General features: G+C 70.1%; 25 protein-coding genes and 1 tRNA gene. 16 read left to right on the top strand and 10 right to left on the bottom strand.

Annotated features, from left to right (window positions below):
• Position 1: 1 nt before the first annotated feature.
• The 8 genes from ACFW16_RS10920 to ACFW16_RS10885 all read right to left on the bottom strand — a co-directional run bounded on the left by ACFW16_RS10920 (position 2) and on the right by ACFW16_RS10885 (position 9337).
• Positions 2-1078: an ABC transporter ATP-binding protein gene (locus ACFW16_RS10920; RefSeq protein WP_380304703.1), complete on the bottom strand. Its 1077-nt coding sequence runs from the start codon at positions 1076-1078 to the stop codon at positions 2-4.
• Positions 1071-2789, bottom strand: coding sequence for an ABC transporter permease (locus ACFW16_RS10915; protein WP_380304701.1), 1719 nt, complete (start codon positions 2787-2789; stop codon positions 1071-1073). Before ACFW16_RS10915 ends, ACFW16_RS10920 begins: the two co-directional genes overlap by 8 nt.
• A gap of 35 nt (positions 2790-2824) precedes the next feature.
• Positions 2825-3928, bottom strand: coding sequence for an ABC transporter substrate-binding protein (locus ACFW16_RS10910; RefSeq protein ID WP_380304699.1), 1104 nt, complete (start codon positions 3926-3928; stop codon positions 2825-2827).
• The gene (locus ACFW16_RS10905; protein WP_380304698.1) at positions 3925-4686 is read right to left on the bottom strand and encodes an IclR family transcriptional regulator; all 762 of its coding nucleotides are present in this window, start codon (positions 4684-4686) and stop codon (positions 3925-3927) included. The genes ACFW16_RS10910 and ACFW16_RS10905 overlap by 4 nt, the downstream gene beginning before the upstream one ends.
• 145 nt (positions 4687-4831) lie before the next feature.
• Positions 4832-5539 carry a 2-phosphosulfolactate phosphatase gene (locus tag ACFW16_RS10900; protein WP_380304697.1) on the bottom strand — a complete coding sequence of 236 codons (708 nt, stop codon included), beginning with the start codon at positions 5537-5539 and terminating at the stop codon, positions 4832-4834.
• Positions 5540-5599: 60 nt separating this feature from the next.
• Positions 5600-6793, bottom strand: a complete 1194-nt coding sequence (locus tag ACFW16_RS10895) for a phosphoglycerate kinase (RefSeq protein WP_380304695.1) — start codon at positions 6791-6793, stop codon at positions 5600-5602.
• A gap of 131 nt (positions 6794-6924) precedes the next feature.
• Complete coding sequence (locus ACFW16_RS10890; RefSeq protein ID WP_380304693.1) at positions 6925-8109, bottom strand: Gfo/Idh/MocA family protein; 1185 nt, start codon at positions 8107-8109, stop codon at positions 6925-6927.
• 169 nt (positions 8110-8278) lie between these two features.
• Positions 8279-9337: a sugar phosphate isomerase/epimerase family protein gene (locus ACFW16_RS10885; RefSeq protein WP_380304691.1), complete on the bottom strand. Its 1059-nt coding sequence runs from the start codon at positions 9335-9337 to the stop codon at positions 8279-8281.
• A gap of 271 nt (positions 9338-9608) precedes the next feature.
• On the opposite strand from ACFW16_RS10885, the gene ACFW16_RS10880 reads away from it, so the two are divergent.
• Positions 9609-10067 carry a hypothetical protein gene (locus tag ACFW16_RS10880; protein WP_380304689.1) on the top strand — a complete coding sequence of 153 codons (459 nt, stop codon included), beginning with the start codon at positions 9609-9611 and terminating at the stop codon, positions 10065-10067.
• 73 nt (positions 10068-10140) lie between these two features.
• Here ACFW16_RS10880 and ACFW16_RS10875 read toward each other — a convergent pair whose 3' ends face one another.
• Positions 10141-10473: a DUF167 family protein gene (locus ACFW16_RS10875; RefSeq protein WP_380304687.1), complete on the bottom strand. Its 333-nt coding sequence runs from the start codon at positions 10471-10473 to the stop codon at positions 10141-10143.
• On the bottom strand, positions 10470-10769 hold the full coding sequence (locus ACFW16_RS10870; protein WP_380304685.1) for a YggT family protein: 300 nt from the start codon (positions 10767-10769) through the stop codon (positions 10470-10472). Before ACFW16_RS10870 ends, ACFW16_RS10875 begins: the two co-directional genes overlap by 4 nt.
• 198 nt (positions 10770-10967) lie before the next feature.
• On the opposite strand from ACFW16_RS10870, the gene ACFW16_RS10865 reads away from it, so the two are divergent.
• The 15 genes from ACFW16_RS10865 to ACFW16_RS10795 all read left to right on the top strand — a co-directional run bounded on the left by ACFW16_RS10865 (position 10968) and on the right by ACFW16_RS10795 (position 24282).
• Positions 10968-11054, top strand: a tRNA-Leu gene (locus tag ACFW16_RS10865).
• Positions 11055-11190: 136 nt separating this feature from the next.
• Positions 11191-11805, top strand: a complete 615-nt coding sequence (locus ACFW16_RS10860; protein ID WP_380304683.1) for a ribonuclease D — start codon at positions 11191-11193, stop codon at positions 11803-11805.
• Between the two features lie 157 nt (positions 11806-11962).
• Positions 11963-12922, top strand: coding sequence for an SIS domain-containing protein (locus ACFW16_RS10855; protein ID WP_380304681.1), 960 nt, complete (start codon positions 11963-11965; stop codon positions 12920-12922).
• Positions 12923-12924: 2 nt separating this feature from the next.
• On the top strand, positions 12925-13626 hold the full coding sequence (gene lptC / locus ACFW16_RS10850) for an LPS export ABC transporter periplasmic protein LptC (RefSeq protein ID WP_380304796.1): 702 nt from the start codon (positions 12925-12927) through the stop codon (positions 13624-13626).
• Positions 13623-14474 carry an LptA/OstA family protein gene (locus ACFW16_RS10845; RefSeq protein WP_380304679.1) on the top strand — a complete coding sequence of 284 codons (852 nt, stop codon included), beginning with the start codon at positions 13623-13625 and terminating at the stop codon, positions 14472-14474. The genes lptC and ACFW16_RS10845 overlap by 4 nt, the downstream gene beginning before the upstream one ends.
• A gap of 9 nt (positions 14475-14483) precedes the next feature.
• Positions 14484-15269 carry an LPS export ABC transporter ATP-binding protein gene (gene lptB / locus ACFW16_RS10840; RefSeq protein ID WP_380304677.1) on the top strand — a complete coding sequence of 262 codons (786 nt, stop codon included), beginning with the start codon at positions 14484-14486 and terminating at the stop codon, positions 15267-15269.
• Positions 15270-15283: 14 nt separating this feature from the next.
• Positions 15284-16822: an RNA polymerase factor sigma-54 gene (gene rpoN, locus ACFW16_RS10835; RefSeq protein WP_380304675.1), complete on the top strand. Its 1539-nt coding sequence runs from the start codon at positions 15284-15286 to the stop codon at positions 16820-16822.
• 156 nt (positions 16823-16978) lie between these two features.
• Positions 16979-17560, top strand: a complete 582-nt coding sequence (hpf, locus tag ACFW16_RS10830; protein ID WP_380304673.1) for a ribosome hibernation-promoting factor, HPF/YfiA family — start codon at positions 16979-16981, stop codon at positions 17558-17560.
• Between the two features lie 21 nt (positions 17561-17581).
• A complete protein-coding gene (ptsN, locus tag ACFW16_RS10825; RefSeq protein WP_034845261.1) occupies positions 17582-18040 on the top strand; it encodes a PTS IIA-like nitrogen regulatory protein PtsN in 459 nt (152 codons plus the stop codon).
• Positions 18041-18097: 57 nt separating this feature from the next.
• On the top strand, positions 18098-19609 hold the full coding sequence (locus ACFW16_RS10820; RefSeq protein ID WP_380304671.1) for an FGGY-family carbohydrate kinase: 1512 nt from the start codon (positions 18098-18100) through the stop codon (positions 19607-19609).
• 57 nt (positions 19610-19666) lie between these two features.
• Entirely contained in the window at positions 19667-20422 is a 756-nt protein-coding gene (locus tag ACFW16_RS10815; RefSeq protein WP_380304669.1) for a GntR family transcriptional regulator, read from the top strand.
• The gene (locus ACFW16_RS10810) at positions 20419-21159 is read left to right on the top strand and encodes an SIS domain-containing protein (RefSeq protein ID WP_380304667.1); all 741 of its coding nucleotides are present in this window, start codon (positions 20419-20421) and stop codon (positions 21157-21159) included. The genes ACFW16_RS10815 and ACFW16_RS10810 overlap by 4 nt, the downstream gene beginning before the upstream one ends.
• A 78-nt stretch (positions 21160-21237) precedes the next feature.
• Positions 21238-22527 carry an ABC transporter substrate-binding protein gene (locus tag ACFW16_RS10805; protein ID WP_380304665.1) on the top strand — a complete coding sequence of 430 codons (1290 nt, stop codon included), beginning with the start codon at positions 21238-21240 and terminating at the stop codon, positions 22525-22527.
• Between the two features lie 25 nt (positions 22528-22552).
• Positions 22553-23458 (top strand): carbohydrate ABC transporter permease, encoded by a 906-nt coding sequence (locus ACFW16_RS10800; protein ID WP_380304663.1) that lies wholly within the window; start codon positions 22553-22555, stop codon positions 23456-23458.
• Complete coding sequence (locus ACFW16_RS10795) at positions 23455-24282, top strand: carbohydrate ABC transporter permease (RefSeq protein ID WP_380304661.1); 828 nt, start codon at positions 23455-23457, stop codon at positions 24280-24282. Before ACFW16_RS10800 ends, ACFW16_RS10795 begins: the two co-directional genes overlap by 4 nt.
• Positions 24283-24285: the final 3 nt, after the last annotated feature.

Below are 24285 nucleotides of genomic sequence, written 5' to 3'. Positions count from 1 at the left end.
CTCACGGGGCCTCGGGGCCGGCGGGGAAAATCGCCGCGGCCTCGGGCGGAATGCGGACGAAGGCGGATCGCGCCTCGATCGGACGGCTGGTCTGGATCCGGAAGGCCGAGCCGCCGCCGGCGACCTCGTACTGGTAGACCGCACCGAGATATGTGCCGTGCGCGACCTCGACCCGGATCGCGTTCTCGCCCGGCCCGTCGACCAGCTCGATGCGCTCGGGGCGCACGGCGACGACCAGGCTGCCGTCCCCGGCCGGGCTGCCCGCCGGCACGGTGAGCCGGGTGCCGTCGCCCAGTTCCACCGTCGCGCGGCCGTTCGACTCTCCCACCATCCGGCCGGACAGGAAGTTCGAGGAGCCGATGAAATCGGCGACGAAGGCATCGGCCGGGCGCTCGTAGATCTCCTTCGGGGTGCCGAGCTGGCGCAGATGCCCCATGCTCATCACCGCGATGCGGTCGGACACCGCGAGGGCCTCGGACTGGTCGTGCGTCACATAGATGGTGGTGACATGCAGCCGCTCCTGCAGCTCGCGCAGCCACACCCGGGCGCGCTCGCGCAGCTTGGCGTCGAGATTCGACAGCGGCTCGTCCAGCAGCAGCAGGCGGGGGCGATAGACCAGCGCCCGGGCCAGCGCCACGCGCTGCTGCTGGCCGCCGGACAGCTCGAACGGGTAGCGCTCGGCATAGGGCGTCATCTCGACCAGCGACAGCACCTCGCGGATCCGCTCGTCGCGCTCGGCCCGGCCGATCTTTCTGAGCTTCAGCGGAAAGGCCAGGTTTTCCGCCACGCTCTTGTGGGGCCACAGGGCGTAGCTCTGGAACACGAGGCCGATGTCGCGGCGCTCGGGGGGAACGAAGACGCCCCGCGCGCCGTCGAACAGCACCGCGTCGCCGATCCGGATCGCCCCCGAGGTCGCGTGGTTGAGCCCGGCGACCGAGAACAGCGTCGTCGACTTGCCGCAGCCGGAGGGGCCGAGGAAGGTCAGGAACTCGCCGGCCGCGACATGGATCGAGATGTCGTTGACCGCGGTGACGTCGCCGTAGCGGATGGTCAGGTGGTCCAGGACGAGGTCAGCCATAGATCTTGGCTCCGAAAACCGGGCGGGCGAGAAGGACGAAGGCGGCGGTGATGACGATCTGGATCGTCGCCAGGGCCGCCACCGGGCCGTTGTCGCCCTGGGCCGCCAGCTGCAGCATCGTGGTGCCGATGATCTCCGACCCCGGCTGGAACAGGAACACGGCGGTGACGTATTCCTTGAAGAAGTGGATGAACAGCAGCGCGAAGCAGGAGAACAGCGCCGGCTTCAGGATCGGCAGGATGATCCGCGTCACCGTCGTCCACCAGTCGGCGCCGGAGATGCGGGCGCCGCGGTCCAGCTCCTCGCCGATCTGGGCCAAAGCGGGCGCGATGGCGCCGAAGCCGACCGGGATGTAGCGCAGGATGAAGGCGACCATCAGGATGCCGATGGTGCCGCGGATCATGTCGAGGCCGGGGACCCAGACCACGGCGTAGAAGAAGCCCAGGCCGGCGATGATGCCGGGCAGCGCCCGCGGGAACAGGGCGACGTATTCCAGCGCCCGGGCGTAGCGGAATTCCGACCGGCGCGCGACCAGCGCGATCACGGCGATGAAGAAGGTGCCGATGACGCCGCCGACCAGGGCGATGACGACCGAGTTGACGATCGAGCGGACATAGGTCTCGGAGGCGAAGACCGTGGCGAAATTTGCCGTGGTGACCAGCTTCCAGAACGGGATCAGCGGCGTCAGGAAGCTGACGCCCGAGCGCATGACGATCCCGGCGAAGACCGCGACGATGGTGGACAGCACATAGGCGAGGACGGCCGCGAAGGCGATCCAGCGCCACGGCCCGAGGTCGAGCGTCGAGGGGCGGCTGGCCTTGCCGCGGACGGTGACGAAGCGCCCGCTGCCCTTCATCAGCGCTCCTTGCAGCCAGACCAGCCCGGCGACGACGAGGAGCAGGATCAGCGCGGCCGCGCCGACGATGCCGTAATCCGGCCGCACTGCGGCGTTGATGCCGTTGTTGTAGAGGAAGGTCGTGACCGTGTTGATGCCGCCCGGCGCGCCGAACAGCAGCGGGATCGCCAGCATCTCGATGCCGATCACGAAGTTGAGCACGGCGGAGTAGATCATCGCCGGCCGCATCATCGGCACGGTCACCGAGAACAGGGCGCGGAACGGGCCCGCCCCGGCGGAGCGGGCGGCGTCCTCCAGTTGCGGGTCGGCCTTGGTCACGGCGCCGAGGCACATCAGATAGGACAGCGGCGCCTGGCTGAGGCCGGCCACGACCCCCATGCCGGTGATCGAATACAGGTTCCAGGGCACGACCCCGAACCAGCTCTTCATCGCCAGGGAGACGTAGCCGGACGGGCCGTACATGGTCAGCCAGCCGAAGGCGATCACCAGGTTCGACACGAACAGCGGCCAGATCAGGATCTCGCCGATCCATTTGCGGCCGGGCAGGTTGGTGCGCCCGACCACGACCGCCATGACCGACCCGAAGATCTGCGCCACGACCATGGTCAGGATCGCGAAGTAGATCGTGTTGCCGAAGATGCCGAGGATCGCCGGGTCGCCGAACAGGCGCTGGAAGTTCCCGAGGGTGCCGGCCGCGCCTTCGGCATAGAGCGGCCGATCGAGGAAGGCCTGCGCGATGATCGGCGCCAGCGGCCCGATCACCAGCAGGGTGGAGAGGATCGCGACGCTCCAGAAGATCAGGCGCGAGCGGTCCCAGCCGAGTGGCGTGGTGTGGCGGAGTGTCAGGTCGGTCATGGGCCAGTCCGGTGATGGGCTGCCGGGGCGGGCGGTCAGTGGCCCGCCATCGCCGCCTTCCACTTGTCGACGAAGGCCGGGGCGTCGGCGATCAGGGCCTTGTCGAAGCCGGCGACGATGATGTTGTTCTTGCCGACCGTCTTCTCGATGCCCTGGTAGGTGTAGCGGACCTCCGTCTCGTCGACGTCGTCGCGCAGCGGGGTCAGGCCGCCCTTGCCGATCAGGGTCTGCCCGGCATGGCTCAGGGCGTAGTCGACGAACAGCTTGGCCGAGTTCGGGTTGGCCGCGCCCTTCGGGATGCCCATGCCGCGCAGCATCATGATGGTGCCGTCGTCGGGGAAGGCGAAGCCGAGCAGCTCGCCGCCCGGCTGGTCGAGGCGCGGGAAGATGGTGATGCCGGACACCGCGACGCCGACGACGTATTCGCCGGTCGCGATCTTCTCGTTCATCGCTCCGCCCGACACCTCGCCGCGGATCATCGGCCCGAGCTTGGCCAGCTCCGCCCAGCCGTCCCCGCCCTTGGCGTTGAGATAGCTCCACCAGGCGGCTAGGCCGAAGGAGTTGCGCGCCGCGTCATAGGTGGTGACCTTGCCCTCGAAGGTGCCGCGGTCCTCGACCGCCTTCGCCACCAGCGAGGCGAAGCCGGTCGGCCGCTGGCCTTCCGGCAGCAGGGCGGCGTTGTAGGTGATCACGAGAGGGTCGGCGGAGAGCGTGAAGATGCCGGGGGCGGGATGGGCGAAGCCGGGCAGGCCGGCCAGCTCGGGGCTCTGGTAGTCCATCATCTTGCTGTCGCCGGCATAGGCGGCCCAGCGGTCGTTGGCGCCGGAGATCAGGATGTCGGCGGTGCGGGATCCCGACCCGGCCTCCGCCTCCCAGCGCGAATGCACGGTGCCGGAGCCGAGGTCGAGGGTCTCGACCTTGATCCAGGGATAGAGCGCCCGGAAACCCTGCAGCAACGGCTGCCAGTTGTTGTCCGCCATGTTGGAATAGATGACCAGGCCGCCCTCCGAGCGCGAGGCTTCGATCACAGCGGCGTAGTCGGCGGGGTATCCGGCAGGCACGGTCGCCTGCTGCGCGTGGCCGGCCGTGGCGGCGGCGAGGCCGAGGGCGAGAATGCCGGCGGCGATGTGATGCTTCATGTGCTCCTCCCTGAACGGTTGTGGGTTCTGCTGCGCTTGGCCAGCTCCGCCGAGATCGCCTGCGCGCCGTCGAGGACGGCCCGGGTGATCTTGGGCAGGTTGGCGACGACCCGGGTGTGCGGCCCGGAGATGTTGAGGGCCGCCAGCGCGCGGCCGGTGCCGTCGAGGATCGGCGCGGCGACGCCGGACGCGCCCTCGACCACCCCCCTGGCGTTGAAATAGAAGCCGTCACGCGCGGCCGCCTCGACACGGGCGCGGAGGTCCCGCCGCTGCTCGGGGTCGAGGCCGAGGCGATCGCAATAGGCCCCGAGCTCCGCGGCCGGCAGCTTTGCCAGCAACGCCACGCCGCTCGACACCTGATGGGGGACGCGGGTGGGCCCGATGTTCCGGTCGTACTGGATCTCCCGGGCCGGCAGCAGCTTGTTCAGGTAGCGGATCTCGTCGCCGTCCAGGACGGCGACGAAGACGCTCTCGCCCGATTCCTCGACGGCGCGGCGGAGATGCGGGTCGGCCAGGCGCAGCAGGACGTTCCAGGCCTCCCGGCCCTCGGACGGGTCGCCGGGCAGGCGGATGAGGCGATAGCGGCCGTCGGCCAGGCGCTCGGCGTAGCGGCGCCCCACCAGCAGGCGCAGGAGCAGCAGCGCGCTGCTCTTGGGGAGGTCCAGTGCATGCGCGACATCGGCCAGCGCCGCCGGCTCGGCGCGCGCCGCGAACCATTCCAGAAGATCGAGGATGCGCTCCGCGCCCCTGCCGCTCACCTCGACGCATCCTCCCGTAATCGTTCAGTATTTTGAACGCATTCTCTATTTTGAAACTAGTCGTCGAAGCGGATGCTTGTCAACCGGCACGCCACGACGGACCAGATGTTTGGCGGTCGAACGATCAGTCTCGGCTGGGCGACCTTCAGGCGGCCTGATAGGCGCCGTCGACCAGCAGGGGCGCGGACGAGCTGACCTCCCGCTCCAGGGCGAGGTCGACGTCGCGGGGAAAGCCGCCGTCGACCAGCTCGCGGCCGGAGACCGAGGCCCGGATCAGGCGGGGCAGGTCCGCGCCGGCCGCCCGCCAAGCGTCCCGGGCGACCTCGGCCTCGGGCGAGCAGGGCAGCGCCAGCTCATGGATGATGGCGCCGGCGCCCAGCAGATCCTCGATCGCAGGCCGCAGGCCGCCATCCGACCAGCGCTCGCCGGCGGGAACGACGCCGATGTCACCGTCCCGGGCGAGGTCCTGCGCTGCCCGGGCCACGGCGGCGGCGTTCCTCAGGCAGCCGGCCAGCACCGGCGTGCCGCCACCGGCCAGCGACAGACGTGAGCCGTTGGGGGAGGGCAGCATCAGCCGGGTCCCGGCCGGGATCTCCAGCAGGCTGGCCGGCGAGAGGCTGAACTGACCACCGCTCGCCCGCCGCGGCCGCGCCAGCACCGCGCCGGCGCGCTCCGACGCCACCTGGGCGGCTGCGTCGTCGCCATAGGGGAAGGGGATAACCGCCGCGCCCCGCGACACGGCCACGTCGACGGCGGTGGAGAAGGACAGCACGTCGACGATGACCAGCGCCGTGACCCGATCCCGCAGGGCTTCGACGCCCGCCATGCCCCATTCGGACAGAACCTGCGCCATCCGCCGTTCTCCTGGCTGACCTGAAGGGGCGGGAAGGGGCCTGCCCCCCTCCCGCTGCCGTCAGCGCTTCAGTGCGGCGACGCCCGGCAGGTCCTTGCCCTCCAGCCATTCCAGGAAGGCGCCGCCCGCGGTGGAGACGTAGGAGAAGCGGTCCTCCACCCCGGCATGGCCGAGCGCCGAGACGGTGTCGCCGCCGCCGGCCACCGTCAGGATCGTGCCGGCCCGGGTCAGGTCGGCCGCTTCGCGCGCCACCGCCACGGTGCCGGCGTCGAAGGGCCGCTTCTCGAAGGCGCCGAGCGGGCCGTTCCAGACCACGGTCGCGACCTGGGCCAGCCGGTCCTTCAAGAGCGCCACGGTCTTCGGCCCGACATCCAGCATCATCGCATCGGCCGGGATGGCGGTCACGTCGACCGCCTCGTTGGGGACATCAGCAGCGAATTCGCGGGCGACCACGCCGTCGACCGGCAGCACGATCTCGCAGCCGGCGGCCTTGGCCTTCTCGGTGATCGTCCGCGCGGCGTCGGCCATGTCGTGCTCGCACAGGCTCTTGCCGACATTCACGCCCTGGGCGGCCAGGAAGGTGTTGGCCATGCCGCCGCCCAGCACCAGCTGGTCGACCCTGGCGACGAGATTGCCGAGCAGGTCCAGCTTGGTCGAGATCTTGGCGCCGCCGACGATCGCCAGCACCGGGCGCTTCGGCGCCTCCAGCGCGGCCGACAGCGCCTCCAGCTCGGCCTGCATCAGCCGGCCGGCGATGGCGGGCAGGTGGTGGGCGACGCCCTCGGTCGAGGCATGGGCGCGGTGTGCCGCCGAGAAGGCGTCGTTGACATAAAGGTTGCCGAGCGACGCCAGGGCCTTGGCGAAGGCCGCGTCGTTCTTCTCCTCCTCCGGATGGAAGCGGACATTCTCCAAGAGCAGGATCTGCCCGTCCTTCAGCGCCTTCACCGCCGCCTCGGCCGTCGGCCCGACGCAGTCCTCGGCGAAGGCGACCGGCCGCTCCAGCACCTCTTCCAGCGCCGGCAGCACGATGGTCTTCAGGCTGAATTCCGGGGTCACGCCCTTGGGCCGGCCGAAATGGGAGAGCAGCACGACCCGGCCGCCCTTGTCGGCGATCTCGGCGATGGTCGGGGCCAGCCGGTCCAGACGGGTGGTGTCGCTGACATGGCCGTCCTCGACCGGCACGTTCAGGTCGCCGCGCACCAGCACGGTCTTGCCGCGCACATCCACGTCGTCGAGGGTCTTGAAGGCGCTCATCGGCTCGGCTCTCTGGTCTAGGGGGACAAGATCGCCGGCACCGAACCACAGGCTCTGCCGCGATGCAACCGGGCCGAAAGGAGGGAAGGGCCCCGCGTCGCGTCCCGGGGGAAGGGACGCGACGCGCGCTCTCAGATCTTCGTCCAGGCCGCGTCCTTCTGCGACGACGCCACGCAGGCGGCGATGAAGCGGACCCCGGCCAGGCCGTCCTCGACGGTCGGCACCAGCAGGCTGTCCGGCGCCGGGTCGCGCTTGTCCAGCCGGGCCAGGATCTGCTCCGCCGCGTCGCTGTAGATCTGGGCGAAGCACTCCAGATAGCCCTCGGGATGGCCGGGCGGCACCCGGGTGGCGTGGGCCGCGGCCGGGCCGCTGCCCGGGCCGCCGCGGGTCAGGCGGCGATGCGGCTCGCCCAGCGGCATGAAGGTCAGGTAATTCGGGTTCTCCTGCGCCCATTCCAGCCCGGCCTTCTCGCCATAGATGCGCAGCCGCAGCCCGTTCTCGTTGCCGCTGGCCACCTGGCTGGCCCAGATCATCCCGCGGGCGCCGCTGGCGTAGCGCAGCAGGATATGGGCGTTGTCGTCCAGCCGCCGGCCGGGGACGAAGCTCTGCAGGTCGGCGGCGAGCGATTCGGCCGTCTCGCCGGTGACGAAGCTCGCCAGGTTGTAGGCGTGGGTGCCGATGTCGCCGACACAGCCGGCCGGGCCGCTGCGGGCCGGGTCGACCCGCCACTCCGCCTGCTTGCTGCCGGTGTCCTCGGTCTTGGTCGCCAGCCAGTCCTGGGCGTATTCCGCCTCGACCAGCCGGATCTTGCCCAGCGCCCCCTCGGCCACCATCGCCCGGGCCTGCCGGATCATCGGATAGCCGGTGTAGTTGTGGGTCAGGGCGAAGACCTGGCCGCTCTTCTTGACCGCCTCCACCAGATCCTCGGCATCGGCCACCGTGGTGGTCAGCGGCTTGTCGCAGACGACATGGAAACCGGCCTCGAGGAAGGCCTTGGCCGGGGCGTGGTGGACGTGGTTCGGGGTGACGATGGCGACGGCGTCGATCGCCGGGCCGCCGCCATCGCGCAGCTTGGTCTCGCCCTCGAGCATCGCCTGCCAGCTGGGATAGGCGCGGCCGGGATCGAGCCGCAGGTCGGCGGCCGATGCCAGCGCCTTCTGCGGATCGCTCGACAGCGCCCCGGCGACGAAATCCCAGCGGTCGTCCATCCGCGCCGCCAGGCGGTGCACCGCGCCGATGAAGGCGTCGCGGCCGCCGCCGATCATGCCCAGGCGCAGGCGCCGGCTCGGCGCCCGTTCCGCGGTTCCGGAAACCATGCTTGTCCTCCCTTTTCCTGTCAGATCAGAGCCCGATCGAGAACGCGTCTGATGTGAGTCGGCTGGTGGTGGTTCCGGGAACCGGCGCGCAGCGGACGTTTGGGTCCGTGAGCACCGGAAGCGCAGGAACCGCCGCCAGACGGCCGCAGCAGGCGTGTTCTCGACGGGCTCAGCGGTCGATGCCGAGCAGGCGGCGGTTCGCCGCCTCGTCGGTGCCGCCGGAGGCGAAATCGTCGAAGGCGCGCTCGGTGACGCGGATCAGATGCGCGGCGATGAAGGGGGCGCCTTCGGCCGCGCCCTGCTCGGGGTGCTTGATGCAGCACTCCCATTCCAGCACCGCCCAGCCGTCGAAGCCGTACTGTGTCAGCTTCGAGAAGATGCCGCCGAAATCGGCCTGGCCGTCGCCGAGCGAGCGGAAGCGGCCGGCCCGGTCGGCCCAGGAGGCGAAGCCGGAATAGACACCCTGGCTGGCGGTCGGGTTGAACTCCGCGTCCTTCACATGGAAGGCGCGGATCCGCTCGTGGTAGCGGTCGATGAAGCCGAGATAGTCGAGCTGCTGCAGCACGAAGTGGCTCGGGTCGTACAGGATGTTGCAACGCGGATGGTTGCCGACCCGCTCCAGGAACATCTCGAAGGTGTGGCCGTCGAACAGGTCCTCGCCGGGATGGATCTCGTAGCAGACATCGACCCCGGCCTCGTCGAAGGCGTTCAGGATCGGCGTCCAGCGCCGCGCCAACTCGTCGAAGGCGGTCTCGATCAGCCCGGCCGGGCGCTGCGGCCAGGGATAGACATAGGGCCAGGCGAGCGCGCCGGAGAAGGTGGCGTGGGCCTTGAGGCCGAGGCGCCGCGACGCCTGCGCGGCGTAGCGCAGCTGCTGCACCGCCCATTCCTGCCGCGCCTTCGGATTGCCGCGCACCTCCGGCGCCGCGAAGCCGTCGAAGGCCTCGTCATAGGCCGGATGCACCGCCACCAACTGACCCTGCAGATGGGTCGACAGCTCGGTCAGGGCCAGGCCGTGCTGCTTCAGCGTGCCCAGCACCTCGTCGCAATAATCCTGGCTCTCCGCCGCGCGCTTCAAGTCGAACAGCCTTCCGTCCCAGGACGGGATCTGCACGCCCTTGTAGCCGAGGCCGGCGGCCCAGCCGGCGATCGCGTCGAGGCTGTTGAAGGGCGGGGCGTCGCCGGCGAACTGGGCGAGGAAGATGGCCGGTCCCTTGATCTCTCTCATGTTTCCTCCTCCATGGGGTGCTCGGCAGCACCCCTCCCTGGGCGATTGATGTGTTCGATGCGCGAGCCTAACGCCCAGTCCGGGCGACGCGCAATGCAATCGATTACAGAGTCTGCGTCTTTGGCGCCTATGGTCCCGTTCCGCGGCGGGCTTGTCAAATTATTGTCCGATGAATGGCAGGCTATTCAGGGAAATATTGCTGCCCAGGCGAGGCAAGGCGTAAGATAATTGCCGGACCGCTCGGAGAGGCGGGTCGTGAATGGAGGCCAAGATGCGTTTGATCGCGCTGGTCGTCGCCGGTCTGGCGACTGTTCTCGGGCTCACCGCCTGCACGCCGCCCAGGGCGCTCGACACCAATCCGCACTATGTCCGCATGACCCGGGCCGAGTTCGACCGAGTGGTGCTGGGCCGGCCGTTCCTGGTCGAAGGCGTGATGGGCGGGCCGGACCGGCTGTTCGAATGCCGCCGCAACGGCAAGTACACGCTCAGCGGCCTGGACGGGAACGGCCGCCCGATCCTGCTGCGCGAGGGCAACTGGCGGTTCGAGGACGGCACGGTCTGCACCGGCCGGCTCAGCCGCAGCGAGACCGGCGACAGCTGCGTCACCATCTTCTCCTCGCCGCTCGCCGCGGCGCCGGACGTGATGAACTGCAACGTCCGCTGGGTCGGGGACCGCGGCAACCTCGACGACGGGACGGTGCATCGCTGCCGGGCCACCGTACGGCGCTGACGTAGGTTGGGTTCGCGGCACGCGAACCCAACAGGACGACCGAAGTGTTGGGTTCGCCATCGGCGAACCCAACCTACGAATCGAGCCTCTCGGCCCAGGCTCCGAGGCGGGCGGCGAGGGCCGCGTCGCCGTCGATCTCGATCAGCTTGGTGCGTTCGGTGGCTCCGCCGACGACGGCCAGCGCCGATTTCGGTAGGCGCCAGCTCTTGGCCAGGAGGGCGATCAGCGCCTCGTTCGCGGCGCCGCGCTCCGGCACCGCCGTCACCGCGGCCTTCAGGAGCGGCGCGCCGTCGGCATCGACCGCCCGCCCGGTCACGGCGTTGCGCCCGGCCCGCGGCGTCAGCCGGACCGTGACCCGCACGCCGCGGGGGCCGGAGACGAAGAGCGGCCGGGCCGCGGCGGTCACGTCACCAGGCTGCGGTAGATATTCGCCAGCACCATCTGCAGGAAATAGATCAGCAGCAGCAGCACCACCGGCGAGATGTCGATGCCGCCGAGATTCGGCAGGACCCGGCGAATCGGCCGCAGCGCCGGCTCGGTCAGCCGGTAGAGGGCGTTGCCGATCTGGTAGACCACCTGGTTGCGCGTGTTGACGACGTTGAAGGCGACCAGCCAGCTGAGGATGGCGGCAGCGATCACCACCCAGACATACATCTGCAGCACGAGCTGGATGATTTGGTAGATTGGGTCGATGACGATCATGCGCCTGTTCCAGAGGTGGTCCGTGCCGGCCCGGTCGCCGAATCCGCCCGTACCGTAACGATGCGGCCGCGGGGGAACAAGCGATGCGACACGGCCCGGCGGGTGTGCCGGCCGCGGAAATCGTCAAAGTTTCATAAAGCGCGAATTCCCCTGTTGACAGGGGGAGGGGCGGCATCCTACATCACGGCCCGCCGCATCGCCCAGGTGGCGGAATTGGTAGACGCGCAGGTTTCAGGTACCTGTGGCCGAAAGGTCGTGGAAGTTCGAGTCTTCTCCTGGGCACCATCCTCTCGATGGGCCCGACGATGCGATGCAGTGGCAACGACCCGCTTGTCCAAAGCGGGTCTTTCCTTTTGGGGCCGACGCCCAGCTTCGGGGGAGGCCCAGGGCCGCGGCCGAAGACGGAAGGTGGCGAGCGGTGGTGTCCGAACCGATTCTGCATGACGGGGATCTGCCCGACGGTCTCGATCTCGGCGACGTGATCGCGATCGACACCGAGACCATGGGCCTGAACCCGGTGCGCGACCGGCTGTGCCTGGTCCAGCTCAGCGCCGGCGACGGCAACGTCCATCTCGTCCAGTTCCGCCGCGGCGTCTACGACGCGCCGAACCTGTCGGCGCTGCTGGCCGACCCGGCCCGGCTGAAGCTGTTCCATTTCGCCCGCTTCGACATCGCCGCGCTGCAGGCCTATCTCGGCGTGGTCACCGCGCCGGTCTACTGCACCAAGATCGCGTCCCGGCTGGTGCGCACCTTCACCGACCGGCACGGGCTGAAGGATCTGTGCCGCGACCTGCTCGGCGTCGAGCTGTCGAAGCAGCAGCAGAGCTCGGACTGGGGCAGCGACCAATTGACGCCCGAGCAGCTGCGCTACGCCGCCAGCGACGTCCTGTATCTGCACGCGCTGAGGGCGAAGCTGGACGAGATGCTGCGGCGCGAAGGGCGCGAGGCGCTGGCGCAGGCCTGCTTCGGCTTCCTGCCGGCGCGGGCCGCGCTCGACCTCGGCGGCTGGGCGGATCTGGATATCTTCGCCCACTAGCCCGATATGGGGTCACATTCGTGCCGTCTTGTGGCGGTACGTGGAATCGGCCGGGCCCCGGGCAGGGGCCTTCGACGCCGATCCGGATCGACGGATCGTGGTTCGCGCCCTCCGAACCGGCTATAGCAGCCGCCGCGCGGACCATTTGGGAGAAGGCATGGTGGCAACTGCAGGGATCGAGGCCGGCCGCAAGGCGCTGCTGGTGGAGCGCGACGCGCTCGACCGTCTCGCCGAATCGCTCGACGCCAGCTTCGATCGCGCCATCGACACCATCCTCGGCGCCGATGGCCGGGTGGTGGTCAGCGGTATCGGCAAGAGCGGCCATGTCGCCCGCAAGATCGCGGCGACCCTGGCCTCGACCGGCACCGCGGCGCTGTTCGTCCATCCGGCCGAGGCCAGCCACGGCGATCTCGGCATGATCCACCGCCAGGACGTGGTGCTGGCGCTGTCCAATTCCGGCAACACCGCCGAGCTGGCCGACGTCATCGCCTATACCCGCCGCTTCGCCATCCCGCTGATCGGCATGACCAGCCGGTCGCCGTCGAATCTCGCCGACCAGTGCGACACCGTGCTGCTGCTGCCGCCGGCGCCGGAGGCGTGCCCGACGGGGCTGGCGCCGACCACCTCGACGACCATGATGATGGCGCTGGGCGACGCCCTGGCGGTCGCGCTGATGCACCGCCGCGGCTTCTCCTCCGACGACTTCCGGGTGTTCCATCCCGGCGGCTCGCTCGGCAGCAGGCTGATCCGGGTGCAGGACATCATGCATGCCGAGGCCGAACTGCCGCTGGTCGGCCCGCAGACGCGGATGGACGAGGCGATCATCGAGATGAGCCGGGTCGGCTTCGGCTGCGTCGGCGTGACCGACGCCGACCGCCGGCTGGTCGGCGTCATCACCGACGGCGACCTGCGCCGGCACATGAGCGGCGGCCTCCTGGGCCGGACCGCCGGCGAGGTGATGACCCCCGGGCCGCGCACCATCCGCCCGGCGGCGCTGGCGGCCGAGGCGCTGGGGCTGATGAACCGCTACAAGGTGACCAACCTCTTCGTCACGTCGGAGGGCCGGCCCGTGGGCATCCTCAGGGTGCATGACTGCCTGCGGGCAGGGCTGAGTTGAGCGTGGTGGCCGCGCCGCAGACGCCGGAATCGGGCCGGGCGGGGCGCAGTGCGGGCGCCTCGGGCCGGCGTGCGCGCCTGGCCGCCGCCGGCCGCGCCGCCGGCCTCAGCCGGTCCTACAGCCGCATGGTCGGCGTGCTGAAATACGTGCTGCCGGCCGTCGGCCTGGTGGTCGTGGCGCTGATCGTGCTGTGGCCGGAGCTGCACCATTCCCAGGTCGACATCTCCAGCCCCACCGAGCGCCCGGCCGCCGCCGCGGGCGAGATCCAGAATCCGCGCTACAGCGGCATCGACGAGGCGGCGCGGCCCTACACCGTCTGGGCGACGCTGGCGAAGCAGGTGCAGGACGAGGTGTTCGACTTGAACCGGCCCAAGGGGGAGATGAAGCTGCCCAGCGGTCTGCTGCTGACCCTCGACGCCCAGACCGGCAAGCTGAACCGCAGCAGCAAGTCGGTGCATCTCAGCGGCAACGTCACCCTGCGCCGCAGCGACGGCACCACCATGGTCACCGACGCCGCGGATATCGACCTGGCCGACAAGGGCGCGCGCAGCAGCATGCCCGTGACGGCGGAGGGACCTTTCGGTACGCTGTCGGCCGGGGGCTTCAAGGTCGAGCAGCAGGGCGACGTCATCATCTTCACCGGGCCGACCAAGCTGCTGCTCAAGCCCGGCGCCGACAAGGCCTTCCAGGGGACGCCGCAATGATCCGCCCGCTGATTCTCGCCGTCCTGCTCGCGGCCGTGGCCGTCCCGGCCGCGGCGCAACAGCAGTTGCAGCTCGGCGGCGGCAAGGGCGAGCCGTCCGAGATCCAGGCCGACGACGCGCTGGAGTGGCACCAGAACGAGAAGACCTACATCGCCCGCGGCAACGCCGTGTACAAGCGCGGCGAGCTGACGGTGAAAGCCGACGTCCTGACCGCCTACTACCGCGAGCTGCCGGACAAGAGCACGGAGATCTTCCGCGCCACGGCGGAAGGCAATGTGCTGATCACCCGCGGCGACACCACCAGCGCCACCGGCGGCAAGGGGGTCTACGAGCTCGACGCCCAGACCTTCACCCTGACCGGCGGCAACCTGAAATTCGTCAACAACGACGACGTGATCACCGCCACCGACAGCATGGAGTACCGCCAGGCGGAGGACGTGGCGATCGCCCGCGGCAACGCCACGGCGGTCCGCGCCAAGGAACAGAAGACCCTGCGCGCCGACACGCTGACCGGCCATTTCGCCCCGAACGACAAGGGCGACAAGGAGCTGTCGGTCGTCGACGCCGACGGCAATGTCCGGCTGACCACGGCGACCGACGTGGTCACCGGCCAGACCGGCCGCTACGACGTCAAGAGCCAGTTCGCGACCATCACCGACAATGTCCGCCTGACCCGCGGCGGCAACCAGCTGAACGGCGACTATGCCGAGGTCGACATGGCCAGCGGCGTCAGCAAGCTGTTGACCAGGCCGGGGCAGGGCGGCCGCGCCCGGGCCCTGCTGGTGCCGGACCAGAACAACAACCAGGGCCAGCCGGGCGTGCCCGGCCAGCCGGCGCCGAAGAAGTAGGTGCAGGCGATGACCAAGCCGATCAGCCCGCATCCGCCCGAGACGACGGCCGCGCCGCGCCTCGTCGCCAAGAATGACGGGCTCGTCGCCCGCAACCTGGGCAAGCAGTACAAGAAGCGGCCGGTGCTGCGCGGCGTCAGCCTGCAGGTGCAGCGCGGCGAGGCGGTCGGCCTGCTCGGCCCGAACGGCGCCGGCAAGACCACCTGCTTCTACATGATCACCGGCCTGATCCAGCCGGATTACGGCACCATCCTGCTGGACGGGCAGGAACTGACCGACCTGCCGATGTATCGCCGCGCCCGGCTCGGCATCGGCTATCTGCCGCAGGAGGCGTCGATCTTCCGCGGCCTGACGGTCGAGCAGAACATCCGGGCGGTGCTGGAGATCTCGGAGCCGGACCGCTCGGCGCGCGAGGCGGTGCTGGAGGACCTGCTGGCCGAGTTCTCGATCAGCCATTTGCGCCGCACCCCGGCCCTGGCGCTGTCGGGCGGCGAGCGCCGGCGCGTCGAGATCGCCCGGGCGCTGGCCAGCCATCCGCATTTCATGCTGCTGGACGAGCCGCTGGCCGGCATCGACCCGATCGCGGTCGGCGACATCCGCGACCTGGTGGCGCATCTGCGCGACCGGGGCATCGGCGTCCTGATCACCGACCACAATGTGCGTGAGACCCTCGATATCGTCGATCGGGCCTATATCCTCCACGACGGGCGTGTTCTGATGGAAGGCGAACCATCCGACATCGTCGGCAATGAGGAGGTGCGGCGCGTGTATCTGGGCGAACGCTTCAGCTTGTAGACCACCGGGCAGCCATGGCCATTTCGCAACGCCTCGGGCTCCGGCAGAGCCAGGCGCTGGTCATGACGCCGCAGCTGCAGCAGTCGATCAAGCTGCTGCAGCTGTCCAACATCGAGCTCTCCGCCTTCGTCGAGACGGAGCTCGAGCGCAACCCGCTCCTGGAACGGGAGGAGGGCGAGCGCGGTGATGACGGCGGCGACAGCACCAGCGACCGGAACGACATCGAGCCGCCCGATCCCGCATCGGGACGGACGGTGGCGTCGGACGTCGCCCTGACCGCGCCGGAGCCGCCGGCCATGGTGTCGGCGGACGCGCCGCTCGACACCGACTGGAGCAATCTGTTCACCGGATCCAGCGCCACGGACCGCAACGACGACTATGGCGGCGAGGCTCAGTTCGCCGGCGCGGGCCGCGGCCGCATGGATTTCGCCGACGACCTGCCCGGGCTGGAGGAGACTCTGGCCGAGCGGCCGAGCCTGCGCGACCACCTGCTGAGCCAGATCGCGATCGAGTTCTATGCCCCGGCCGACCGGCTGATCGCGGCGCGGCTGGTCGACCTGCTGGAGGAGACGGGATATCTCGGCGCCACGGTCGAGGAGGTGGCGGCCGGCCTCGGCTGCCCGCCCGAGCGGGTCGAGGCGGTGCTGCGCCGCTGCCAGCGGCTCGACCCGCCCGGCATCTTCGCCCGCAGCCTGGCCGAATGCCTGGCGATCCAGCTGGCCGAACGCAACCGCCTGGATCCGGCGATGCGCACGCTGCTCGACCATCTCGACCTGCTGGCCCGGCGCGACTTGGCCGCGGTGATGCGGCTGTGCGGCGTCGACGCCGAGGACCTGGCCGAGATGATCGCCGAGATCCGCGCCCTCGACCCCAAGCCGGGCGCGGCGTTCGACCACGAGATCGCGCAGACCCTGATCCCGGACATCCTGATGCGGGCGCAGCCGGAGACCGGCTGGGTGGTCGAGCTGAACGCCGACACCCTGCCGCGGGTGCTGGTCAACCGCCGTTACCATGCCGAGATCAGCCGCGGCACCCGCAGCAAGGTCGACCGCGACTATGTCGGCACCTGCCTGGCCGATGCCAATTGGCTGGTCCGCGCCCTCGACCAGCGCGCCAACACCATCCTCAAGGTCGCGTCGGAGATCGTGCGCCGGCAGGACGCCTTCTTCGTTCGCGGCGTGCAGCACCTGAAGCCGTTGACGCTGAAGGACGTGGCCGAGGCGGTCGACATGCACGAGAGCACGATCAGCCGGGTGACCACCAACAAGGTGATCGCCACCCCGCGCGGCGTGTTCGAGCTGAAATACTTCTTCACCCAGGCGATCCAGGGAGCCGACGGCGGCGACGCGCATTCGGCCGAGGCGGTGCGCCACCGCATCCGCATCATGATCGACGCCGAGCCGGCGGATGCCATCCTGTCCGACGACCGGATCGTCGAAATCCTGCGCGGGGAGGGGATCGACATTGCACGGCGGACCGTCGCCAAGTACCGTGAGGGGATGCGGATACCATCCTCCGTCCAGCGACGGCGTGAGAAGGGTCTGAGCCGATGAGCGCTCCCCCAGCCTCCTCCGCAGCCCGGGACCGGGCCCCCTTCGTTGACAGGAAGGCGCCCCATCCCTATGGTCGCCGCCCGACGGCGGCCCTCCACGGCCGCCCCGTTCTTTTTGGGCGCCCGGTTTCCATCGTGCAGCAGTGAAGCGACAGCCATGCAACTGACCGTTCGAGGCAAGCAGATCGACGTCGGTGACGCATTGCGCACCCATGTCAGCGACGCCCTCAACAGCACGACCGCGAAGTACTTCAACAACGCGATCGAGGCGAATGTCGTCTTTTCCCGCAACGCCCATCTGATCCGGAGCGACCTGTCGGTCCATGTCGGCCGCAACATCCTCCTGCAGAGCAATGCTGAGGCCGAGAGCCCGTATCACGCCTTCGACGCTGCGGCCGACAAGCTGGCCAAGCGCCTGCGTCGCTACAAGCGTCGCCTGCGCGACCATCACAACGGCGACGCACAGCCGGCCCTGCCGGCCCAGAGCTACATCCTCGAGGCCGAATCCGAGGAATGGCTGAACGGCGAGGAGCCGAACCAGCCGATCGTGATCGCCGACGTCTCGACCTCGATCGAGAGCCTGACGGTGCTGCAGGCGGTGATGCGCCTCGACCTGGGCGACCTGCCGGCGCTGATGTTCCGCAACCAGGCCCATGGCCGGCTCAACATGGTGTTCCGCCGCCCGGACGGGAACATCGGCTGGGTCGATCCGAAAGGGACCGAGGATGCCGCCGCCTGAGGGCGGCGCATCCGATATGTCATGATCGATTTTCTCCGCCCCGAGGCGATTCTCGCCAATCTGAAGGCTGCCAGCAAGAAGCAGGCGCTGCAGGAGCTGGCCCGCCGTGCCGCCGAACTGACCGGCCAGCACGAGCGCTTCATCTTCGACGTTCTGCTGGAGCGCGAGCGGCTGGGCTCGACCGGCGTCGGCCGCGGCATCGCCATTCCGCACGGCAAGCTGCCGCATCTGCAGGGCGTGTTCGGCGCCTTCGCCCGGCTGGAGCGGCCGATCGACTTCGACGCGGTCGACGAGCAGCCGGTCGACCTGGTGTTCCTGCTGCTGGCGCCGGAAGGGGCGGGGGCGGACCATCTGAAGGCGCTGGCCCGGATCAGCCGCATGCTGCGCGACGAGAGCCTGTGCGAGAAGCTGCGCGGCTGCCAGACCGCCGACGCGATCTTCGCGCTCCTGTCCCAGAGCGAGTCGGTGAACGCCGCTTGACCGTGGGCCCCCCGCTCCGCTAGCCGGAGCGGATCGGCCTTTGTTCGCGGTTCCGCCATGTATCTGCTCGGCCTCGACGCCGGCACCTCGGTCATCAAGGCCGCGCTGTTCGGGCGCGATGGCCGGCAGCGCGCCGCCGCGGCCCGGCGCACCCCCGTTTCCCACCCGCGTCCTGCCTGGTCGGAAAGCGACCCCGAGACCGCCTGGGCGGCCACGGCGGCGGTGATCCGCCAGGTGCTGGCCGAGGCGGGGGTGGACGGGGCTGCCGTCGCCGCGGTCGGCGTCACCGGGGCCATGGTCGGGGCCTGGGTGATCGACGCCGAGGGCCGGCCGCTGCGCCCTGGCATCCTGTGGGACGACGGCCGCAGCCAGCCCTGGATCGAGGCGATGCAGGTCCGTGATCCGGCGTTCCTGTCCCGCATCTTCGCGTCGTCCGGCTCGGTGATGCAGCAGGGCTGCACCCTGCCGGTGCTGCGCTGGCTGCTGGACAACGAGCCCGAGGTCATGGCGCGGGCCGACTGCGTGTTCGGCTGCAAGGACTATCTCCGTTTCCGCCTGACCGGGGTGCGTGCCGCCGACCCGACCGAGTCGGCGGTGGCGCCGGGCGACGCCCGGTCGCAGGGCCGCAGCGAGGCGATGCTGGAGCTGTTCAGCCTCGGCCCGCACCGGCACCTGCTGCCGCCGGTGCTGGCGTCAGAGGCGGTCGCCGGGACGGTAACGGCCGAGGTCGCAGCGGAAACGGGGCTTCGCGCCGGCACGCCGGTCGTCACCGGCGCCGGCGATGTCTCGGCCAGCGTCATCGGCTCGGGCGGGCTCGCTGCCGGCTCGGCCTGCACCGTGCTCGGCACCACCTGCCTGAACGGGGTGGTGCTCGACGCCCCGTCCTTCGAACCGCCGGATCTCGGGCTGCTGTTCAGCCTGCCGGGCCGGCTGTGGCTGCGCTGCATGGTCAACGTTGCCGGCACCAGCAATCTCGATTGGTGCCTGCGCAGCCTGTGCCCGGATCTGGCCACGGATCCCGATCCCTATGCGGCGTTGGAGGCACTGGCCGCGGCCGCCCCGCCCGGCGCCGGCGGCGCTGTCTACCTGCCCTATCTCAGCGAGGTCGGCATCATCGCCCCGGCGGTCTCGGCCGCGGCCCGGGCCCAGTTCGCCGGGCTGGTCCCGGGGCACGGCCGGCCCGAGCTGGTCCGCGCCGTCTATGAGGGGCTGGCCTACGCCATCCGCGACTGCTTCGCGGCGATGGCGGAGCGGCCGCAGGGCGTGCTGCTGTCCGGTGGCGGCAGCCGCAGCCGCTTCTGGTCGCAGATGATCGCCGACGTGCTCGGTCTGCCGGTCGAGATCCCCGACGGCGGCGAATACGGGGCCTGCGGTGCCGCCCTGTTGGCCGGGACCGGCATCGGGTGGTATCCCTCGATCGGCGACGCGTCGCGCCGGGTCCGCAGGATTCGGCGCACGCATCGCCCCGATCCGGCGCTGCGGGAGGTCTATGAGGCCGCCTGGCGGCGCTACGGCGGGCATCGCGACGCGCTGCTGCGCATGCCAGCCACTATGTCCGACCTTTCTTGACGAGGTCCGGATCGGCCTTCATCATGCCGATTGTGGTCTAGACCACCAGGGCCCGCCATGACCGACCTACAGCCGACGCCGACGGACAAGCCGATCTACCAGCAGATCGCCGAGGATCTGGCCGACCGGATCCGCGCCGGCAGCTTCGCCGTCGGCGACCGGCTGCCCTCCGAGCGCGATCTCGCCGACCAGCTGGGCATCAGCCGGATGACCGTGCGCCAGGCCTTCAAGAGCCTGACCGATGCCGGGCTGATCGAAAGCCGGATCGGCCGCGGCTGCTTCGTCGCCCGGCCCAAGGTCGACCAGCGGCTGCAGCGCCTGACCGGCTTCAGCGAGGACATGGCCCGGCTGGGCCGCCGCGCTGCCAGCGTGATCCTGCGCCAGACCGTGGTGCCGGCGACCGGCGAGGCGCGCGAGGCGCTGGGCGTGGCCGACGGCGCGCCGCTGGTGCTGCTCGAGCGCGTCCGCCTGGCCGACGCCGTGCCGATGGCGTTCGAGGTCACCTGGCTGCCGGAGGCGCTGGTGCCCGGAATCCTGGACCGCAACGACTTCCGCACCGCCTCGCTGTACGAGGTGCTGCGCCACGACTACGGCCTGGTGCCCTGGCAGGCGGAGCAGACGGTCGAGGCCGACCTGCCCGACGCCGTGACCGCCGGCGCCCTCGACATCCCGCGCAGCGCACCCGTGCTGGTGTTCACCCGGCGCACCGCCGATGCCGACGGCCATGTCATCGAATTCGTCCGCTCCGCCTATCGCGGCGACCGCTACAAGATGCGGGCACGGCTTTCCCCACCGGACACATCGGACTCATGACGCCGACCGCCCTTTCCGGCGCCGCCGCCTATCTCGCCGGCATCGCCGACCGCATCGCCGCCCTGACTGCGACCCAGGGCGAGGCGATCGGCGCCGCGGCGGCCGCCTGCGTCGAGACCATCCGGCGCGACGGGCTGATCTACATCTTCGGCACCGGCCATTCGCATCTGATGGCGGAGGAGGGGCATTTCCGCGCCGGCGGCCTGGCCTGCGTGGTGCCGATCCTCGCCTCCTCGGTGATGCTGCACGAAGGCGCGGTGGTCTCCGGCGCGCTGGAGCGGATGCCCGGCCTGGCCGCGCCGCTGCTCGGCCGCTATCCGATCGGGCCGGCCGACACGCTGTTCGTGTTCTCCAACAGCGGCGTCAACGCCGTGCCGGTCGAGGCCGCGCGCCACGGCCGCGAGCAGGGCGCCACGGTGGTGGCGGTGACTTCGATCGCCTATTCGCGGGCGGCCGCCGCGGGCCGGCCGACCCTGGCCGAGACCGCCGACATCGCCATCGACAACCAGGGCCCGCCCGGCGACGCCCTGGTGACCGCCGCCGAGGGGCTGACCGTCGGCCCGATCTCGACCGTGCTGGGCGCCGCGATCTGGAACGCGGTGCTGACCGAGACGGTGGTCCGGATGGCCCGGTCGGGCGAGGTTGCGCCGGCCTATATCAGCTCGAACATGCCGGGGTCGAAGGAGCGCAACGCCGCCCTGGTGGAACGGTACCGGACGCGCAATCCGCATTTGTAACGGAAAGGACGGCCCCGGCGGACGCCCGGTCAACGCGGCGCCGCATCCGGGCCGCGGGATCAGACAGGGGAGAAGGCAATGGCGACGAGATGGTCGATCGTGTCGGGCGTGGCCGCGGCCGCGCTGATCTGGGGTGCTGCGGCAGCCCAGGCGGAACCGGTGCAGCTGACGCTGTGGCACATGGAGCAGCCGCCGCAGCGCGTGGCGCGGGTGCAGGAGCTGATCGACGCCTTCAACAAGAGCCATCCGGACATCGCGGTGAAGCAGGAGCCGCAGAGCTGGGGCGAGATCTACGCCAAGGCGCCGGCCGCCATCGCCGCCGGCAATGCGCCGGATCTCCTGTTCGCGATCCCGGACTTCACCCCGATCCTGAAGGATCTCGGCGCGCTGCAGCCGGTCGACGGCTTCGTCAGGCAGCTCGATGCCGAGCATCACTTCGTGCCCAGCGCGCTGGCGCCCTACAGCTATGACGGCGGCGTCTGGGCGGTGCCGCTGTACAACATGGCGATGTCGCTGTGGTACCGGAAGAGCGTGTTCGAGAAGGCCGGGCTGAAGCCGCCGAAGACCTGGAGCGAGTGGAAGGCGGCGGCGGAGAAGCTCACCGCGGACGGCCGGTACGGCATCGGCCTGCCGGCCAACAAGCAGCTGTACACCGACCAGACCGTCTACGATCTGATGGTCAACGCAGGCGCCGCCGACATCTACAACCCGGACGGCACGCTGCGCTTCGACAATCCGCAGACCGTGAAGGCCTACGATTTCTACAAGGAGCTGTACCAGTTCTCCGCCGCCGACGCGCCGGGCTGGACCTGGGGCGAGGCCGAGGCCTGCTTCGCCAGCGGCGGCTGCGGCATGATCCTGCAGTTCACGGTGATCAGCACCTATGACAGCCAGGCCGAGGGCGACGCCCAGGACCTCGGCGTGGCGCCGATCCCGCATGCCGACGACCGCAAGGAGTCCGGCACCATCGCATATTCCAACGCGGTGATGATCCTGGCCAAGGACGAGGCCAAGCGGAAGGCAGCCGAGACCTTCATCGCCTGGCTGCTGGAGCCGGAGACCTACGGCCGCTTCCTGAACATGGAGCCGGGGCTGTTCCTGCCGGTCACCGCCGACGGCGCCAAGGCCAAGAGCCTGTGGAGCGACCCGCTGGTGGTGAAGTACAAGCCGCAGATCGAGGCGATGATCGCCAACAGCCGCAACGGCGCCCTGTTCGGCTTCACCGGCGGCCACTCCTTCCCGAGCATCGCCGCGATCTCGGCCCAGAACATCCTGGCCGAGACGCTGCAGAAGATCGTGGTCGACGAGATGTCCGCCGCCGACGCGGTCAAGGCCGGCCAGGCGAGGATGCAGGAGGCGGTGCGCTGACGCTTCGGGCGGGGTAGGTCGTGCCGTGACAGCCGCGCCTCGCCGCCGCCTCTCCCGCACCCGCGCCGAGGCGCTGGCCGGGGGCCTGATGGTGGCGCCGGTGCTGGTCTGGCTCGCGGCGACCATCCTCTATCCGCTCGGCGCCGCGGTGGCGATCAGCCTGCGCGATATCCGCGTCATCGGCTCCGACGGCGGCTTCGTCGGCCTGGCGAACTACGAGGATGTGCTCGGCATGGCCCGGCTGTGGGCGGCGCTGGGCCGCAGCTTGGCCTGGGTGGCCGGCAACGCCGTGCTGCAGACGCTGCTGGCGCTGGGCACCGCGCTGCTGCTGAACCAGCGCTTCCGCGGCGTGCGGCTGGTGCGGGTGTGGGTGATCCTGTCCTGGATCGTGCCGACCATCGTCGTCGTCATCATCTGGCGCTGGCTGCTCGGCACCTCCGGCGGCGTGGTGAACCATCTCCTGGTGTCGCTCGGATTGACCGATCGGCCGGTCGGCTTTTTCGCCGGGCCGGGCAGCGCCATGGCATCGCTGGTCGTGATCAACTCCTGGCGCTGGTTCCCCTTCGTCGCGGTCATGCTGCTGGCCGGGCTGCAGCGCATCCCCGCCGATCTCTACGAAGCCGCGGCGATCGACGGCGCCGGCCCCTGGCAGCGCTTCCGCCGCATCACCTGGCCGCTGCTGCAGCCGACCATGCTGGTGCTGGGCGTGGTCGGCACGCTGCTGTCCTTCAACGTCTTCGACATCATCTGGCTGACCACGGCGGGCGGGCCGTCCGGCGCCACCCAGACGCTGCCGGTGCTGATCTACGAGACCGCGTTCAAATCCTACCGGCTGGGCCAGGCGGCGGCGATGTCGGTGCTGGTCAGCCTGCTCCTGATGGCCCTGGCCATCCTGCTGACCCGTGCCCTGGCGCCGAAAGGCGAGAAATGAGGCGCAGCCCGGGCCAGTCCCTGGCGATCGGCGGCGGGCTGCTCGGCCTTGCCGCGATCGTGCTGCTGCCCTTCTGGTTTATCGCCACCGGCGCGATCAAGGCGCCGCAGGAGATCATCGCCCGGGTGCCGACGCTGGTGCCGCACAGCTTCACCTTGCGGCATTTCGACAAGCTGCTCGGCGCCTCGGACTATCCGCGCTATCTCGGCAACAGCCTGGTGGTCGGACTGGGCTCGACCGCGATCACGGTGGTGCTGTCGGTGCTGGCCGCCTACGGCTTCTACCGGCTGCGCTTCCCAGGCCAGGACCTCTTGTTCCGGGCAGTGCTGGTGGCCTATGCCTTCCCCGGCATCCTGATCCTGATTCCGCTCTACGGAATGATGTCGCAGGCCGGGCTGATCGACACGCCGGCGGCGCTGGTGATCGTCAACGTCACCTTCGCCTCGCCCTTCGCCATCTGGATGATGCGCAGCTTCTTCGCCTCGATCCCGGCGGAGCTGGAGGAGGCGGCGCTGATCGACGGCGCCTCGCGCCTGGCGATCCTGCTGCGGATCATGGTGCCGCTGGCGGCGCCCGGCATCGCCAGCGTCGCCATCTTCGCCTTCATCGCCAGCTGGACCGAATACCTGTTCGCCTCGGTGCTGATCCTGTCCGACGCCAACCGCACCCTGCCGGTCGGCTTCGCCGGCATCATCGGCCAGTACCAGATCGACTGGGGCCTGCTGCTGGCCGGGGCGACGCTGGCGACGGTGCCGGTGGTGCTGCTGTTCGGCATCGTCGGCCGCTGGTTCATCGCCGGGCTGACGGCAGGGGCCGTGAAATAGAAA

It is taken from the genome of Inquilinus sp. NPDC058860, assembly GCF_042743185.1.
Lineage (GTDB): Bacteria > Pseudomonadota > Alphaproteobacteria > DSM-16000 > Inquilinaceae > Inquilinus.
This window is presented reverse-complemented; position numbering and strand designations above follow the sequence as displayed.

What these genes read in the sequence shown, in the direction of transcription:
- ACFW16_RS10795 (WP_380304661.1), top strand. Translation starts at nt 23,455, where the DNA reads ATGAGGCGCAGCCCGGGCCAGTCCCTGGCGATCGGCGGCGGGCTGCTC.
- ACFW16_RS10885 (WP_380304691.1), bottom strand. Translation starts at nt 9,337, where the DNA reads ATGAGAGAGATCAAGGGACCGGCCATCTTCCTCGCCCAGTTCGCCGGC.
- rpoN (WP_380304675.1), top strand. Translation starts at nt 15,284, where the DNA reads ATGGCCATTTCGCAACGCCTCGGGCTCCGGCAGAGCCAGGCGCTGGTC.
- ACFW16_RS10915 (WP_380304701.1), bottom strand. Translation starts at nt 2,789, where the DNA reads ATGACCGACCTGACACTCCGCCACACCACGCCACTCGGCTGGGACCGC.
- ACFW16_RS10910 (WP_380304699.1), bottom strand. Translation starts at nt 3,928, where the DNA reads ATGAAGCATCACATCGCCGCCGGCATTCTCGCCCTCGGCCTCGCCGCC.
- lptB (WP_380304677.1), top strand. Translation starts at nt 14,484, where the DNA reads ATGACCAAGCCGATCAGCCCGCATCCGCCCGAGACGACGGCCGCGCCG.
- ACFW16_RS10845 (WP_380304679.1), top strand. Translation starts at nt 13,623, where the DNA reads ATGATCCGCCCGCTGATTCTCGCCGTCCTGCTCGCGGCCGTGGCCGTC.
- ACFW16_RS10870 (WP_380304685.1), bottom strand. Translation starts at nt 10,769, where the DNA reads ATGATCGTCATCGACCCAATCTACCAAATCATCCAGCTCGTGCTGCAG.
- ACFW16_RS10895 (WP_380304695.1), bottom strand. Translation starts at nt 6,793, where the DNA reads ATGAGCGCCTTCAAGACCCTCGACGACGTGGATGTGCGCGGCAAGACC.
- ACFW16_RS10900 (WP_380304697.1), bottom strand. Translation starts at nt 5,539, where the DNA reads ATGGCGCAGGTTCTGTCCGAATGGGGCATGGCGGGCGTCGAAGCCCTG.
- ACFW16_RS10920 (WP_380304703.1), bottom strand. Translation starts at nt 1,078, where the DNA reads ATGGCTGACCTCGTCCTGGACCACCTGACCATCCGCTACGGCGACGTC.
- ACFW16_RS10880 (WP_380304689.1), top strand. Translation starts at nt 9,609, where the DNA reads ATGCGTTTGATCGCGCTGGTCGTCGCCGGTCTGGCGACTGTTCTCGGG.
- ACFW16_RS10820 (WP_380304671.1), top strand. Translation starts at nt 18,098, where the DNA reads ATGTATCTGCTCGGCCTCGACGCCGGCACCTCGGTCATCAAGGCCGCG.
- ACFW16_RS10815 (WP_380304669.1), top strand. Translation starts at nt 19,667, where the DNA reads ATGACCGACCTACAGCCGACGCCGACGGACAAGCCGATCTACCAGCAG.
- ACFW16_RS10810 (WP_380304667.1), top strand. Translation starts at nt 20,419, where the DNA reads ATGACGCCGACCGCCCTTTCCGGCGCCGCCGCCTATCTCGCCGGCATC.
- ACFW16_RS10805 (WP_380304665.1), top strand. Translation starts at nt 21,238, where the DNA reads ATGGCGACGAGATGGTCGATCGTGTCGGGCGTGGCCGCGGCCGCGCTG.
- ptsN (WP_034845261.1), top strand. Translation starts at nt 17,582, where the DNA reads ATGATCGATTTTCTCCGCCCCGAGGCGATTCTCGCCAATCTGAAGGCT.
- ACFW16_RS10855 (WP_380304681.1), top strand. Translation starts at nt 11,963, where the DNA reads ATGGTGGCAACTGCAGGGATCGAGGCCGGCCGCAAGGCGCTGCTGGTG.
- hpf (WP_380304673.1), top strand. Translation starts at nt 16,979, where the DNA reads ATGCAACTGACCGTTCGAGGCAAGCAGATCGACGTCGGTGACGCATTG.
- ACFW16_RS10890 (WP_380304693.1), bottom strand. Translation starts at nt 8,109, where the DNA reads ATGGTTTCCGGAACCGCGGAACGGGCGCCGAGCCGGCGCCTGCGCCTG.